The sequence below is a fragment of the Arthrobacter sp. ISL-5 genome, from assembly GCF_018613835.1.
Lineage (GTDB): Bacteria > Actinomycetota > Actinomycetes > Actinomycetales > Micrococcaceae > Arthrobacter.
This window is the reverse complement of sequence record NZ_JAGGPM010000023.1, coordinates 100399-115801: the sequence shown is the minus strand read 5'-3', so window position 1 is coordinate 115801 and position 15403 is coordinate 100399. Positions and strand designations below refer to the sequence as shown.

The 15403-nt window shown below is 65.7% G+C and carries 13 protein-coding genes and 1 riboswitch; of the genes, 9 read left to right on the top strand and 4 right to left on the bottom strand.

What is annotated here, in order from left to right:
* Positions 1-38 precede the first annotated feature (38 nt).
* Together J7I89_RS12125 and J7I89_RS12120 are read right to left on the bottom strand one after the other, a co-directional pair.
* Positions 39-1109, bottom strand: a complete 1071-nt coding sequence (locus tag J7I89_RS12125) for a hemolysin family protein (RefSeq protein WP_214970472.1) — start codon at positions 1107-1109, stop codon at positions 39-41.
* Complete coding sequence (locus J7I89_RS12120) at positions 1106-2605, bottom strand: hemolysin family protein (RefSeq protein ID WP_251045223.1); 1500 nt, start codon at positions 2603-2605, stop codon at positions 1106-1108. Before J7I89_RS12120 ends, J7I89_RS12125 begins: the two co-directional genes overlap by 4 nt.
* Before the next feature lie 621 nt (positions 2606-3226).
* Between J7I89_RS12120 and J7I89_RS12115 the strand changes: the two genes are divergently transcribed.
* The 5 genes from J7I89_RS12115 to J7I89_RS25930 all read left to right on the top strand — a co-directional run bounded on the left by J7I89_RS12115 (position 3227) and on the right by J7I89_RS25930 (position 9624).
* Entirely contained in the window at positions 3227-7048 is a 3822-nt protein-coding gene (locus J7I89_RS12115) for a multifunctional oxoglutarate decarboxylase/oxoglutarate dehydrogenase thiamine pyrophosphate-binding subunit/dihydrolipoyllysine-residue succinyltransferase subunit (RefSeq protein ID WP_214970469.1), read from the top strand.
* 172 nt (positions 7049-7220) lie between these two features.
* A complete protein-coding gene (locus tag J7I89_RS12110; RefSeq protein WP_214970467.1) occupies positions 7221-7820 on the top strand; it encodes a GDSL-type esterase/lipase family protein in 600 nt (199 codons plus the stop codon).
* 89 nt (positions 7821-7909) lie between these two features.
* Positions 7910-8737, top strand: coding sequence for a DUF4097 family beta strand repeat-containing protein (locus tag J7I89_RS12105; protein WP_214970464.1), 828 nt, complete (start codon positions 7910-7912; stop codon positions 8735-8737).
* Entirely contained in the window at positions 8737-9357 is a 621-nt protein-coding gene (locus tag J7I89_RS12100) for a PadR family transcriptional regulator (protein WP_214970462.1), read from the top strand. The genes J7I89_RS12105 and J7I89_RS12100 overlap by 1 nt, the downstream gene beginning before the upstream one ends.
* 192 nt (positions 9358-9549) lie before the next feature.
* Entirely contained in the window at positions 9550-9624 is a 75-nt protein-coding gene (locus J7I89_RS25930; RefSeq protein WP_369299106.1) for a 50S ribosomal protein bL37, read from the top strand.
* A gap of 84 nt (positions 9625-9708) precedes the next feature.
* On the opposite strand, the gene rsrA is transcribed toward J7I89_RS25930, so the two are convergent.
* Positions 9709-9969 (bottom strand): mycothiol system anti-sigma-R factor, encoded by a 261-nt coding sequence (gene rsrA, locus J7I89_RS12095; RefSeq protein WP_214970460.1) that lies wholly within the window; start codon positions 9967-9969, stop codon positions 9709-9711.
* Complete coding sequence (locus J7I89_RS12090) at positions 9966-10697, bottom strand: sigma-70 family RNA polymerase sigma factor (RefSeq protein WP_251045222.1); 732 nt, start codon at positions 10695-10697, stop codon at positions 9966-9968. Before J7I89_RS12090 ends, rsrA begins: the two co-directional genes overlap by 4 nt.
* A 486-nt stretch (positions 10698-11183) precedes the next feature.
* Here J7I89_RS12090 and J7I89_RS12085 point away from each other — a divergent pair, with 486 nt between their 5' ends.
* The 4 genes from J7I89_RS12085 to hisN all read left to right on the top strand — a co-directional run bounded on the left by J7I89_RS12085 (position 11184) and on the right by hisN (position 15111).
* A complete protein-coding gene (locus tag J7I89_RS12085; RefSeq protein WP_214970458.1) occupies positions 11184-11732 on the top strand; it encodes a DoxX family protein in 549 nt (182 codons plus the stop codon).
* A gap of 6 nt (positions 11733-11738) precedes the next feature.
* Positions 11739-13133 carry a 3-phosphoshikimate 1-carboxyvinyltransferase gene (aroA, locus tag J7I89_RS12080; protein ID WP_214970456.1) on the top strand — a complete coding sequence of 465 codons (1395 nt, stop codon included), beginning with the start codon at positions 11739-11741 and terminating at the stop codon, positions 13131-13133.
* The gene (locus J7I89_RS12075; protein WP_214970454.1) at positions 13117-14232 is read left to right on the top strand and encodes a ribosome small subunit-dependent GTPase A; all 1116 of its coding nucleotides are present in this window, start codon (positions 13117-13119) and stop codon (positions 14230-14232) included. The genes aroA and J7I89_RS12075 overlap by 17 nt, the downstream gene beginning before the upstream one ends.
* A 66-nt stretch (positions 14233-14298) precedes the next feature.
* Positions 14299-15111, top strand: coding sequence for a histidinol-phosphatase (gene hisN, locus J7I89_RS12070; protein ID WP_214970451.1), 813 nt, complete (start codon positions 14299-14301; stop codon positions 15109-15111).
* Between the two features lie 171 nt (positions 15112-15282).
* Positions 15283-15396: riboswitch (SAM riboswitch) on the top strand.
* Positions 15397-15403: the final 7 nt, after the last annotated feature.

Here is a 15403-nt window from a genome sequence, read left to right as displayed (position 1 = left end):
GGACGCCTGTCCCCCGGCCGCCGCGTCAGCGCGCCCTGCTAGTCGCCGTCGGGCTCGCCCAGCCGGCGTATCCCCTTGGCCTGCGTTGCGTCGCGGATCTCGCCCACCAGCTGCTCGATCACGTCCTCAAGGAACAGCACGCCCTCTGTCTGGCCATGGGGTCCGATCACGCGCGCCAGGTGGGAACCGGTACGCTGCATGACGGACATCGCATTCTCTATCTCGTCGCCGCGCGAAAGGTTGGCCAGCGACCGGATCCGGCTTTCGGCAATCGGATGCTGATAGCCCGATTCGGGAATCGACAGCACGTCCTTGATGTGCAGGTAGCCGGCGAGCATGCCGTCGTCGTCCACCATCGGGAACCGGGAGAACCCGGTACGGCTCACGGCCTTTTCAAACTCCAGCGGCGTGGTGGAGGGCTTCATCATGACCAGCTTGTCCAGCGGGACCATGACATCGGCGGCCGTGTGTTCCGAGAACTCGAGCGCGCCCGTGATGAGCCCCGCATCATCATCCACCAGGCCGTGCCGGGTGGATTCTTGCACGATGGACTGGACTTCCTCCAGGGTGAAAGAGGAGTTGACCTCAGCCTTCGGCTCGATCCGCATCAGCTTGAGGATGTGGTTTGCCGACCAGTTCAGCGCACCGATCACCGGGTTCACGATGCGCGCGACGAACATCAGGGGCGGAGCCAGGAGCAGGGCGGCCTTGTCCGCGACCGAAACGGAAATATTCTTCGGCACCATCTCCCCGAAAGTCACGTGAAGGAACGTGACCACCATCAGCGCAACGCCGAACGCGGCGACGTCGGCAATTTCCATGGGCACTCCGAGTGCAGCCAGGGGAACGGCCAGCAGGTGGTGGATTGCCGGTTCCGCCACCAGCAGGATCAACAGGGAGCAGACCGTGATGCCCAGCTGTGCGCAGGCCAGCATCAACGACACGTTCTCCATGGCCCGCAGGGTGGTTTGGGCGCGCAGGGAGCCGGCGTCAGCCAGCGGCTCGATCTGGCTTCGACGTGCGGACATGACCGCGAACTCGGCGGCGACGAAGAAGGCGTTGCCGACCAGCAGCAGCACCAGCCAGAGAAGTCCAACCCAGTCACTCATGCCGTGCCGCCGTTCGTGGCCGAAGTGTTCCTGGACGAAGCGTTCCTGGACGGACCCTTCCGTGCGGACCCCTTCCGGGAGGAACCGGTCTTGGCGGAGCCGTTCCTGGCAGAGCCATTGCTAGCGGAGTCATTGCTGGCAGAGCCGTTCCTGGCAGAGGACTTCTCTGCGGGGGACTCCCCTGCGGAGCCGTCGCCGGGTTCGCGGTCCGGCTTGAAGCAGATCCGGTCGATGCGGCGTCCGTCCATCCTGGTGACGCTCAGGGTTCCGCCGCCAACCATGACGGTGTCCCCCACGGACGCGATGCGCCCAAGCTCGCTCATGACGTAGCCGCCCACCGTTTCGTAGGCCGCTTCGTCCGGGACGCTGAGTCCCGGAATCTGTTCGGACAGTTCATCCGGCCGCAGCAAGCCCGGGAAATACCAGTCGCCCGAGGCACTCTGCAGCAGGCCGGGCCGGACCTTGTCGTGTTCGTCGGCCACTTCGCCCACGATTTCCTCGACGAGGTCCTCGAGCGTGGCGATCCCGGCGGTTCCGCCGTATTCGTCCAGCACCACGGCGAGCTGCATGTTGCCTTCCCGAAGTTCGGCCAGCAGGGCATCGAGGTGGATGGTTTCCGGCACCCGGAGGACATCGGTCATGATGGCGCCCGCCTCCAGCTTGGACCGCCGCTTCGATGGCACGGCAATGGCCTTCTTCACGTGCACCAGCCCGCGGATGTCGTCAGTGGAGTCGCCGATCACGGGGAAACGGGAGTATCCGGTGCGTCGGGCGGCGTCGAGGATGTCGGACACAGGCTGGTCTGCGTCGATGGTCTCGACCCGGATGCGGGGGGTCATCACATCGGCAGCCGTGCGGCCCGAGAAGTTCAGGGTCCGGGCGATGAAGTTTGCGGTTCCCGGGTCCAGGGTTCCCATGGCTGCTGACCTGCGCACCAAGGACGCAAGCTCGGCGGGCGTCCGCGCTCCGGAGATCTCTTCCTTTGCTTCGAGCCCGAAGACATTGAGCACCTTGTTCGAAAAACCATTGAGCAGGATGATGGCCGGCTTGAAGACGGCGGTGAACATCAGCTGCGGCCGCGCCACGGCGCGGCCGATGCGGAACGACAGGGCGATCGCCATGTTCTTGGGAACCAGCTCGCCGAGGAGCATGGAGAGCAGGGTGGCGATCACCATGGCGAGCACCAGGGAGACAGATCCGGCCATCGCCTCCGGGAGGCCGATCAGGGCCAGTGGCGCCTCCAGCAGCGCCCCCACCGACGGTTCCATGACATAGCCGGTCAGCAGGGTTGTCATGGTGATGCCGAGCTGGCAGCTGGAGAGCTGGGTGGAGAGGGATTTGAGGCACTTGAGCAGCGGAACTGCGGCGGTGTCGCCGTCATCCACGGCGCGCTGCACTGTGGGCTGGTCGAGCGCTATAAGGGAGAATTCGACGGCGACAAAAAAGCCGGTGCCGAAGATCAGCAGGAACCCGGCGGCGAGAAGAAGCCACTCCATTTAGCGGCCTGCCGATGTAGTGCGGGGCCCGCTGGCGAGAGAGACAATGCCGGTGAAACTGCCAGGCGGAGGATGGTCGGCCGGGGCCTGGACAGTGTCCCGGGAGGTCCCGGCGAGGTGAAGCGGCGGACATTGGCGGGAACGTGAACGGGGATTGCCGGCTCTGCGGGTGGGCTGTGCGGCGCTGATTCTGCTCGGCTGACAGCCCCCAGGCCGGCACCTAGATTTACTGTCCATAAGAATTGCAGTCTACAGGAGCAGCGGTGCCCCCCGGTGGTGCGCCTTGCGCCCCGGACACCCCCGCCCCTGGCATCGTTGGGGCGGCTGCTGAAACACCCCGCCCTCCCAGACCCGCAGCCCGGTGCCAGAGGTCATTGACAGCGCGCCCGAAGCCGCGTTCATGGCTATCGGAAAAGTCCTGCGGCCCCCGGATTTAGGCCACTCTCAAGCCACAATTCGGCCAGTACATGATTTGAGTCACCCTTATTGGCAGTTAAGCCGGAACGGTCACTAGACTGGCAGAGGTCTGGGTTCATAGGACACAGAAACTGGTTCGATTGTTGTGCCGTGGCACCTTGGCGACCAGAGGGAATTCAAACTCATGGAAGAGGCGTATTTCAAGTGCCAGAGCAGCCTAGCCACCGTCTACCAGAGGAATTTGGCGGAAACGAGTGGCTCGTTGACGAACTGTACGAGCGTTACCAGCAGGACAAGAATACGGTCGATGCCAAATGGTGGCCCCTGTTCGAATCTTTTGACAGTGGTAGCGGCCCAACTTCCAACGGGGTTCCGAGTGTGACGTCCGTGACGGCCAATCCGGCCACGCGCGAGATGCCCGTCGTTACTCCGCCGGTGCCTGCCAAGGCCCCGGCTGCTGCTCCTCCCGCGGGCCAGGCACCTGCGGCACCGCCGGCAACGTCGCCGGCCGCCGCACCTGCCGCTCCCGCCAAGAAGGCCCCCGCAACGGTGGCCCGCGACGGCGCGAAGAAGACCGAGGCGGGCACCGGCGCCCAGCCCATTCCGGCCCAGCTTCCGAAGAACGTCAAGGCGCCCACCGCCCCCGAGGAAGATGTTGTCTCCGTCCTCCGCGGACCGGCCAAGGCCATCGCCTCGAACATGGTCACCAGCCTCGAGGTGCCGACCGCCACAAGCGTCCGGGCCATTCCGGCGAAGCTCCTGATCGACAACCGCGTTGTCATCAACTCCAACCTCGCCCGTGCACGCGGCGGCAAGGTCTCGTTCACCCACCTGATCGGCTACGCCGTCATCCGGGCACTGTCCCAGTTCCCGTCCATGAACGTGTACTACGACGAGGTGGACGGCAAACCTGTCGCCGTCCAGCCCGCCCACGTCAATTTCGGCATCGCAATCGACATGCCGAAGCCGGATGGCACGCGCCTGCTCATGGTCCCGAACATCAAGAAAGCGGAAACGCTCAACTTCTCCGAGTTCTGGCACACCTACGAGGACCTCATCAAGCGGGCCCGCTCCGGCAAGCTGACGGCGGACGACCACGCCGGCACCACCGTGTCCCTGACCAACCCGGGCGGCATCGGCACGGTCCACTCTGTTCCCCGCCTGTCCAAGGGCCAGGCTGCCATCATCGGCGTCGGCGCACTGGACTACCCCGCGGAATTCCAGGGTGCCAGCGAGAAGATCATCGCGCACAACGCCATCAGCAAGGTGCTGACGCTGACGTCCACGTATGACCACCGCGTCATCCAGGGTGCAGGCAGCGGCGAGTTCCTCAAGCTGGTCCACCAGCTCCTGCTGGGCGCCCAGGACTTCTACGACGAGATCTTCGAATCCCTGCGCATCCCCTACGAGCCGGTGCGCTGGAGCCCGGACCTCCAGGTGGACCCGTCCGACCAGATCAACAAGGTTGCCCGGATCCAGCAGCTGATCCACTCCTACCGCGTCCGCGGCCACCTCATGGCGGACACCGATCCGCTCGAGTACGTCCAGCGCAAGCACCCCGACCTCGACGTCCTGACCTACGGCCTCACGCTGTGGGACCTGGACCGTGAATGGCCCACGGGCGGCTTCGGCGGCAAATCGCAGCTGGCATTCCGCGACATCCTCGGCGTGCTCCGCGACGCCTACTGCCGCACCACGGGCATCGAGTACATGCACATCCAGGAGCCTTCCGAGCGCAAGTGGTTCCAGGACCAGCTGGAGCACCCGTACTCCAAGCCGAGCCGTGAAGAGCAGCTGCGCATCGTCTCCAAGCTCAACGCCGCAGAGGCCTTCGAGACGTTCCTGCAGACCAAGTTCGTCGGCCAGAAGCGCTTCTCCCTTGAGGGCGGCGAGTCCCTGATTCCGCTGCTTGACGCCATCATCTCCGATGCGGCCGACGACGGACTGGACGAGGTTGCCATCGGCATGGCCCACCGCGGCCGGCTCAACGTCCTCACCAACATCGCCGGCAAGACCTATGCGCAGGTCTTCCGCGAGTTCGAGGGCACCCAGGATCCCCGCTCGGTGCAGGGTTCCGGCGACGTCAAGTACCACCTGGGAACCGAGGGCACGTTCACGTCGGACAGCGGCAAGGAGACCAAGGTCTACCTGGCTGCCAACCCGTCGCACCTTGAGGCCGTGGACTCCGTGCTGGAGGGCATCGTGCGTGCCAAACAGGACCGCCTGGACCAGGGCGAGGCCTTCCCCGTGCTGCCCATCATGGTGCACGGTGACGCAGCGTTCGCCGGCCAGGGTGTGGTGGCCGAAACGCTTAACCTTTCCCAGTTGCGGGGCTACCGCACGGGCGGAACCATCCACGTCGTGGTCAACAACCAGGTCGGGTTCACCACGGCCCCGTCCTCTTCGCGTTCGTCCACCTACTCCACGGACGTCGCCAAGATGATCCAGGCTCCGGTGTTCCACGTGAACGGCGACGATCCGGAAGCAGTGGTCCGCATCGGCCAGCTCGCCTACGAGTTCCGGCAGAAGTTCCACAAGGACGTCGTCATCGACATGGTCTGCTACCGGCGCCGCGGCCACAACGAGGGTGATGACCCCTCGATGACGCAGCCGCTCATGTACAACCTCATCGAGGCCAAGCGCTCCGTCCGCAAGCTCTACACCGAATCGCTGATCGGCCGCGGCGACATCACCGAGGAAGAAGCAGAGCAGCTGCTCCGCGACTACCAGGAACGCCTCGAGCGGGTCTTCGCCGAAACGCATGCGGCACAGACCTCGCCCATCCCGATCATCACCGCCGACTCTGCGGCTGTCTCCGACATCGAGCGGCCCCAGGCACAGCAGTCGGATTCCGGCACGAACGCTCCGGCGTCCACCGCAATTTCGACGGACACCCTGGCCCGCCTCGGCAAGGCCCATCTGGACATTCCGGAGGGCTTCACCGTGCACGCCAAGCTCAAGCAGCTGCTGGAGAAGCGTGAACAGATGTCCCGCGAGGGCGGCATCGACTGGGGCTTCGGCGAACTTGCGGCCTTCGGCTCGCTCGTTATGGAGGGCGTCCCCGTCCGGCTCGCCGGCCAGGACTCCCGCCGCGGCACGTTCGTGCAGCGCCACGCAGTCTTCCACGACCGCGCCACGGGCAATGAGTGGACCCCCCTGGCCCACCTCTCCGAAGACCAGGCCAAGCTGTGGATCTACGACTCCCTGCTGTCCGAATACGCGGCCATGGGCTTCGAATACGGCTACTCGGTGGAGCGTCCGGATGCCCTCGTGCTGTGGGAGGCGCAGTTCGGCGACTTCGTCAACGGCGCGCAGACCATCATCGATGAGTTCATCTCGTCCGCGGAGCAGAAGTGGGGCCAGCGTTCGTCTCTCGTGCTGATGCTGCCGCACGGCTACGAGGGCCAGGGACCCGACCACTCCTCGGCCCGCATCGAACGCTTCCTGCAGCTGTGTGCCGAGGAAAACATGGTCGTGGCCAACCCCACCACGGCGGCATCGCACTTCCACCTCCTGCGCCGCCAGGCTTACAGCCGTCCGCGCAAGCCGCTGATCATCTTCACGCCGAAGCAGCTGCTGCGCCTCAAGGCCGCCGCTTCGTCCGTGGAGGACTTCACCACCGGCGGCTTCAGGCCCGTCATCGGCGACCATGAGCAGCTGCCGGCGGACGCCGTCGAACGCGTTCTCCTGGTTTCGGGACGCCTGTACTACGACCTTCTGTCCACGCGGCAGAAGACGGGCGACAAGACGACGGCGATCGTCCGCGTGGAGCAGCTGTACCCGCTGCCCCAGGAGGACATCACAGCCGAGCTGGCCAAGTACCCCAACGCCGAAGTGGTGTGGGCGCAGGACGAGCCCGCGAACCAGGGTCCGTGGCCGTTCATGGGCCTGAACCTCCCGGCGGCGCTGGACCGCCACGTTCGCCTGGTCTCCCGCCCGGCGTCGGCATCAACCGCTGCCGGCTCCATGAAGCGCCACGCTGCCGAGCAGGATGCACTTCTGAAGCAGGCATTCGCGCGTAAGTAGCAGTGCAGCTGCCCGGCCGGACGGTGACATACCGTTCCAGCCGGGCAGTTCTGTTTAATCGGCGTGAGTTAATGGACACAGGCATGGTGCCGGCGCAGGCTGCGGATTTGCGCCGCCGTGCGGAATTGGTCCGTATGCGGGTCGCGCCCTCCAAATAGGTGAAGAGGTAGTAGTGGAAGACAGGAAGCTGCGCATTGCAGCTGTTGGAGATGAGCTGCTGGCCGGACTCGGGGACCCCCGGGCCCTGGGCTGGCTGGGCCGCGTGCTGGCCCGCACTCCGCAGGACGGCATGACGGTTGAAAGCTACGCCCTTCCCTGCCCCCAGGAAGGCACCGAGGGCCTCGCAGCGCGGTGGCTTGAGGAAACGGGCCGGCGGTTCAGCGACAATTACGAGAACCGCCTGGTCATCGGGCTGTCAGGGCGGGACATTGAGTTCGGGCTGTCCACGGCCCGGAGCAGGCTCAATCTGGCCAACATCCTCGACTCCGCCACCCAGAGGCGGCTCGAAGTCTTCGTCGTAGGGCCGCCGCCCACCCTGGACCCGGTGCAGAACCGCCGGCTGGAGGAACTGAACACGGCCTTCGCCGACGTCACCACGCGGCGCAAGCACCTCTATGTGGACACCTTTTCGCCGCTGGTCAGCCATGAGCAATGGCGCCAGGACCTTGCGGCCAACGGCGGCACGCCGGGCCAGGCGGGCTACGGACTCATGGCGTGGCTCGTCCTGCACCGCGGCTGGTTCCAGTGGCTGGGGATGGACACACCCGAGTAGGCGAAACTACTCGCGATATATCTTGATCTTCCGCGGCTTGCGATATATCGTGATCTCAACAGTCACGATATATCGCAAGCGGAGGAATCATGGCAGAGAACTCGTGGACCGTCACCGGCCCCCAAACCATCGACGTCGACGGCGTCTCGTCGCTGAAGCTCGGCATCGTCCGCGGCCGCTTTGACATCGTCACCCACGACGAGGACGTGGCGCGCATCGAGGTCTCCGAGGTCCACGGTGACCCCCTGGCTGTTACTGTCGCCGATGGACGCCTTGAGGTCCGGCACCAGCTGCACGGCCCGCAGGGCTGGTTCAAGAACCTGATGGGGTCCGTCAACAACAACAGCAACAATTCCGTGGTCATCAGCATCGCGGTGCCAGCCGGCGTCGAGGTTGAAGCCGGCACCGTCAGCGGCGACGGACTTGTGTCCGGCATCAGCGGCCACACCAAACTCAACACCGTGTCCGGCTCCGTCATGTCGGACGGCACGTCAGGTGACCTCCATGTGAACACCGTCAGCGGAGAAGTGATCGCCCGGAACCACCGGGGGGTCCTGACGGCGAAAAGCGTCTCCGGCGAAGTCACGGCGTCGGGCCGCTTCAGCAACATCCGCGCCAACACCGTCAGCGGCGACATGAGCTTCGACCTTCAGGACTTCACCCACGATTTCGGGGCCAACTCGGTGTCCGGCGACCTGACCATCAGGCTCCCCCACGACGTGGGCGTGGACATCGTGGCCAAATCCGCCAGCGGTGCCGTGGTGATCGATGACCAGAAGTACATGCAGCCAGGCGGCAAGCTGCAGACAATTGCAGGCCCGGATGCCAAGCTGATGCTAGTGCGGACCAACTCGGTGTCCGGCAAGACCTCCATCTTCCACGGCCAGGCTACCGCCGACGCAGAAACGTCGCTCTGATGCCCCCGGTCTTTGCCCACGGCGCACTGCGCCTGTACCTCCTCGCACTCCTGGAATCCGGGCCCAAGCACGGGTACGAACTCATCAAGGCCCTGAGCGAAAGGTTCGGCGGCACCTACTCCCCCAGCGCCGGCACGATCTATCCGAGGCTCGGGAAACTGGAGGAAGAGGGGCTCGTTGCCACGGAAGCGGAGGGCCGGCGCACCAACTACCGCATCACGGCGGCAGGCCTGGCCGAGCTGAACAGCCGGCGTGATGAACTCGCGAGCGTGGAGAACGACATCGCCGCGTCCGTCCGGCGGCTGGCAGACGCGTTGCGGGCCGACATCCGCAGCAACATGCGGGGCCTGCGCGCCGATCTGGCCGCCACCGCAGAAGCTGCCCGCTCCGCTGCCAGGTCAGCTGACTTCACCGGCTCCGCTGCCCGGTCGTCCCCGGAGGGACACCGCGTGCTCAAGGAGGCGGAGATGCTGCTCCAGGCATTCCGGGATGACCTGCGGGTGGAACTTCGGGCGCAGGCCAGCACGCGCCCCCTTACGCCCGTCACGCTGGAAACCGTGCGGACGGTGCTTGACCAGGCACGCATTTCGATCAGGAATTCCTTGAAGGCGGAGCCGTGAACGTCATCTGGGTCTCCTACGGACCAGCCCCCGCCGATCACCCAACCCCGGTGCCCACCACCCCGTCAACGGGTACGCCGGCGGGAACATCCGCCGGCAGTTCCGCGCACCGGAAGCCGGTTCGCGGCCCGTCCACCGATGTGGGAGACTTGAGGGCAGCTCTTTCGAGTACCGATATTAAGGAGGCCAGCTATGAGCAAGCGTGCACGTAAACGCCGTGACCGTAAGCGTGGCGGCGCTAACCACGGGAAGCGCCCCAACACCTAAGCCACGGCTAGAACCGAAGCTTAAACGAAAGGCCCCCGGAACCTGTTGGTTGCGGGGGCCTTTCGTTTAAGCTTCAGCCTGGCCTCAGGCGTCCACGGGCCTGATGTTGTGGATCCTGTCTAGGATCGCGTTCTTCAGGTTCTCCGGCGCGGCTTCGGTGCAGGACCGCTTCACCATGTTCCGGATGACGCACTCGAGATCGTACTGTTCGGTGCATTCCGGACACTCGTCCAGGTGATGCTTGATTTCCGCAAGGTCACTGCGGGTCAGCGCTCCGTCTAGATACTCGTAGATGCGTTGCATCCGGGCGTCGTCGCAATCGCCCAATCCCTGGCAGTCGCTCATTTCCTGTTCTCCTGATTGTTGCTTTCCGCTGCTGCCTTCGTGTCCGGAGCAGCTTTGAATCCCCGTTCGGCGGCGTAATCCGCCAACATGTCCCGCAGCATCTTTCGGCCCCGGTGCAACCGGGACATGACAGTGCCGATGGGGGTGTTCATGATGTCTGAAATTTCTTTGTACGCAAAGCCCTCGACGTCGGCGAAGTAGACAGCGAGCCGGAACTCCTCCGGGATGGCCTGCAGCGCCCGCTTGACGTCCGAATCAGGCAGGTGGTCCAGCGCCTCCGCCTCAGCTGAGCGGAGCCCGCTGGAGGTGTGCGATTCAGCCCGGGCGAGCTGCCAGTCCTCGATGGTGTCCGAATTCGACTGCAGCGGCTCGCGCTGCCGCTTCCGGTAGAGGTTGATGTACGTATTTGTCAGGATCCTGTACAGCCAGGCCTTCAGATTTGTACCCGGCTTGTACTGGTGAAACGCCGAAAACGCCTTGGTGTAGGCCTCCTGGACCAGGTCCTCGGCGTCCGCAGGGTTCCTGGCCATCCGCATGGCCGCCGAATACAGCTGGTCAACGTATTGCATCGCGTCGCGCTCAAAACGGATCCGCCGGGCTTCAGGGCTCTCGGATGCGACGTCGATTTCCTCGACCGCCTCGGGGGCCTGCGACGTACTGATGACCTGGACGCCGTCTCCGGCGCCGTCCTCCTGTGTGGCCTCTAGGGCCGGATCCACGGTGCTCATTGCGTTCAAGTCTACTGTGATCCGCGGAACCGGCACTGAGTCGCCTCCGGCGCCAGACGCCGCTCCGGCGGATACTGCCCGCAGCACGTCAAACGCCGGCACTTTGATCTCCGCCGCCTCAAAGGGGCCCATCCAGGAAGGACTTCGCAGCCCCACAGCATCTTTCACCAAAGTCAAAGCTCCATCTCCACTCCACTAGTCCCGCGCAGCAGGACTGTTCCCGCGTATCAAGCTCGTATCAAGCATTCGTGTGTCCGGCACGGCGCTGCCCGCGCGGGCCAGCCGCCTGCATGGAACTGCGATAGGCCGGCCCGGGCAACGCCCCGGTCACGATTCAATCCCGGCAACCACCCCGGACAATGCCCGAAAGGCTGTTCCGGGCCTGTACTCGACAACGACGTGCGGCAGGCAAATATTCCGCAAAAGTGCAAGACTAGAACCGACTCCGCCGCAGAAACCGTGGCTCGTCCATCCAGGAGGAAATTCATGTCCTTTGTCCGTTTTCTCGCCCGGCCGATGCTGGCCTCAAGTTTCGTCCTAGCCGGCGTGGACAAGCTCAGGAATGCGGACGACACTGTGGAGCAGTTGTCCCCCCTCCTGCGCCGCGCCGCTGAGACCCTCCCCTTTCAGGCCGACGAGAAGGTCCTGGCCCGGCTCATCGGCGGAACACAGGTGGGAGCGGGCGTCCTCTTCGCCTGCGGCAAGTTCGCTCGGTTTTCGGCGACCCTCCTGGCCGTCATCTCGGCGCTGAACGCTTACGTGGAATGGCGCAGCGCCGACATCAGCAGCAAGGAAGGCAGGGACGCCCGCCGCACCCAGCTGCTGAAGAACGTCACGCTGACCGGCGGCGTGCTGTTGGCCTCGGTGGACACGGCCGGCAAGCCTAGCCTGGCTTGGCGCGCGGAGCATCTCGCCGCCGACGCCCGGAAGACGGCAAGCCACCTGACGGCGGATGTCCGCAAGACCACGGGCAAGAAGCTCCACAAGGCGGATAAGGCAGTCCGCAAGGCCGTTGACCACGCAGTGGGGGCATAAGCAGGAATGACAGGATCCATCACGGGCGTGCCCGTCGAAAACACCGGCGCCACGCCGAATTGGCCCGCGCCGTTTGCGGACCACCCCGTGGACGCGACTGTCCGCGTTCCCGGTTCGAAATCCCTGACCAACAGGTATCTCGTGCTCGCTGCCCTGGCCGACGGCCCGTGCCGCCTGCGGGCGCCGCTGCATTCCCGTGATTCCGCCCTGATGATCGGAGCGCTGCGCCAACTCGGCGCAGAAGTCCGCGAGGTGCCGGGCGACGGTGCTTTCGGCCCGGACCTCGAGGTAACACCCATCCCGCCGCATTCGGGCGGTCAGGAAGCGGCAATCGACTGCGGACTGGCCGGCACGGTCATGCGCTTCGTCCCGCCGCTGGCGGCCCTGCGGAGCGGTACCACCGTTTTCGACGGCGATCCCCACGCCCGGGCACGGCCGATGGGAACCATCATCGAAGCCCTGGTTGCGCTCGGCGTCGCCGTCAGCGGTGAATCCGGCGGAATGCCGGCCTCCCTGCCGTTCCGGGTTGCCGGCACGGGAGAGGTCCGCGGCGGACACCTCGTCATTGATGCAAGCGCGTCCTCCCAGTTCGTCTCGGCCCTGCTGCTCGTCGGGGCACGGTTCACGGATGGCCTGCACCTCGAGCATGCCGGAAGCGCCGTGCCGAGCCTGGACCACATCAACATGACTGTGGCCGTGCTGCGCGGAGTCGGCGTCTCCGTGGACGACTCCACGCCGAACCACTGGATAGTCAGCCCGGGGGCAATCCGCGCCTTCGATCAGAGGATTGAGCAGGATCTCTCCAACGCCGGGCCCTTCCTGGCCGCCGCCCTCGCGTCGCGCGGTACCGTCCGGATACCGGACTGGCCCGAACACACCACCCAGGTGGGCGATCTCTGGCGGAGCATTCTCAGCGACATGGGGGCAACTGTGACGCTGGAGGCCGGAACGCTCACGGTCACCGGCGGCAGTGAGATCAAGGGCGCCGACTTCGCGGAAACCAGCGAGCTCGCTCCCACCGTCGCCGCGCTCTGCGCGCTGGCCACCGGGCCCTCGCGCCTGAGCGGCATCGCCCACCTGCGCGGTCACGAAACGGACAGGCTCGCAGCGCTGGTCACTGAAATCAACCGGCTCGGCGGCGACGCCGAAGAAACACCCGACGGACTCATCATCCGGCCCGCACCCCTCCATGCCGGGGTCGTGTACAGCTACGCGGACCACCGGATGGCCACGGCGGGTGCGATCCTGGGCCTGGCCGTGCACGGCATCGAAGTGCAGGACATTGCCACGACGGCAAAGACCATGCCGGACTTCCCGCAGCTGTGGGCGGACATGCTCGCGCAGGGCAGCGCCCCTGCCCATAGGAACGGCGCAGGGATCCCCGGTGGCACGCAGCACTGACTCCTGGGACGAGTCCGATGTTCGGATCCGCCCCAACAAGAAGGGGACGCGGCCCCGCACCAAGGACCGGCCCGCCTATGAGGACGCCGTCACCGGGCGCATCATCACCGTTGACCGCGGGCGCTACACGGCCGTGGTGGGCGAGGACTCCGGCGATGAACGGACGGTCATCGCCGCCCGGGCCCGCGAACTCCGCCGCAACCCTGTGGTGGCCGGCGACTTCGTGTCCCTCGTGGGCGACGTGTCCGGCGAGCCGGACACGCTCGCCCGCCTCGTGAAGATCCAGGACCGGAAAACGCTCCTGCGCCGCAGCGCCGACGACACCGACCCGATCGAACGCGCGGTGGTGGCCAACGCGGACCAGCTCGTGGTGGTCGTGGCTGCCGCCAACCCGGAACCGCGCACCGGCTTCATTGACCGCGCCCTCGTGGCGGCGTACGACGCCGGCATCGAGCCGCTGCTGCTCGTCACCAAGGCGGACGTCAAGGACCCTGCAGAGCTGCTCGACAACTACCGGCACCTCGACTTTCCCGTCATCATTAGCCGCACGGCCGACTCGGCGGCGTCGGGCATCGATGCCCGGTCCGACGACGGCCTGTCCGCCCGGCTCGATCTTGAGGCGGTCTCGCAGCTCCGCGCCCACCTGGACGGCAAAGTCACGGTGATGCTGGGCCACTCCGGCGTCGGCAAGTCCACCATGGTCAACGCCCTGACCGGGGCAGAACGGGCCACCGGCGGCGTTAACGCCGTCACGGGGCGCGGCCGGCACACGTCGTCGTCTGCCCTGGCACTCAAGCTGGCCGATGCCCCCTCAGGAAGCTGGATCATCGACACCCCCGGCATCCGCTCCTTCGGCCTGGCACACGTTGACCCGGACCGGATCCTCCATTCGTTCCCCGACCTGGCGCCTGGCACCGAGGCCTGCGAACGCGGCTGCAAACACGATGCCACCGCCGTCAACTGCGGCGTGGACGCGTGGGTTGCGGGCGGCCACGCTGGCCCCTCCGGAGCCGCCCGGCTCGCGTCGCTGCGCCGCCTGCTGGGCACCGATCCCCGCATGGAAGCCCAGGAAACAAAGGAACTGGGCAGCGTCAGCTAGGCTTCGCGGCGCCTCACGCGGGCAGACATCCCCGCCCGGCCGGGCCTTTGACGGTAGTTTGGAACCATGACCCAACCCGCTTCGAGCTACAACGATGACCTGAGACTTGCCCATGTGCTGGCGGATTCCGTGGATGACCAGACCATGAGCCGGTTCAAGGCGCTTGACCTTCAGATCGAAACCAAGCCAGATCTGACGCCGGTCACGGATGCCGACAAGGCCGCCGAGGAGTCCATCCGCGGCCAACTGTCCCGTTCCCGCCCCCGCGATGCCGTCCTCGGCGAGGAGTTCGGCAGTTCCGGCCACGGCTCCCGGCGCTGGATCATCGACCCGATCGACGGGACCAAGAACTTCGTCCGAGGGGTTCCCGTCTGGGCCACGCTGATCGCCCTCGTCGATGAGGGCGAGCCCGTAGTGGGCCTGGTCAGCGCGCCGGCACTCGGCAAGCGCTGGTGGGCTGCCAAGGGAGCGGGCGCCTACATGGGCCGTTCGCTTGCCGCCGCCACCCGGCTCAAGGTCTCTAACGTCTCCAAGCTGTCGGATGCCTCGCTGTCCTATTCCAGCCTCGGCGGCTGGAAGGAGCGGGGAAACCTGGACGAGTTCCTGGGCCTTACCGAGGATGTGTGGCGGACCCGGGCCTTCGGTGATTTCTGGTCCTACTGCCTGGTGGCCGAAGGCGCAGTCGACATCGCCTGCGAGCCGGAACTGAACCTCTACGACATGGCTGCCTTGGTCCCGATCGTCACGGAGGCGGGCGGCCGCTTCACCTCGCTGGAGGGAACCGACGGCCCGTTCGGCGGCAACGCCCTGGCCACGAACTCCATCCTGCATTCGGAGGTCCTCAAGCGCCTCAATCCGCAGCTGGATGATTTGCTCTAGGCCACTTCCCGATCCTTTCCCAAAAAATATTACGACGGCGGGCGCCCCCCTCAGGAGGCGTCCGCCGTCGTTTATTCGGCAATCCGGGCGATTCAACTCCCCCGTAACAAACGGCTTAATATTCGCGTCCGCCTTTTTCATCCCCCGCCGGGATGTCCTAGGCTCGTAACAGGTCACGAGTGCCAGCGCTAAACCCCGGTTTGCTGGCCGGCAACCCTCCATTCGCGGTGGGGTGCCCCGGGTGACGACCAGGCCGGTCCGGAACGGACCCGGCAAGCGCGGATCCCCGTCA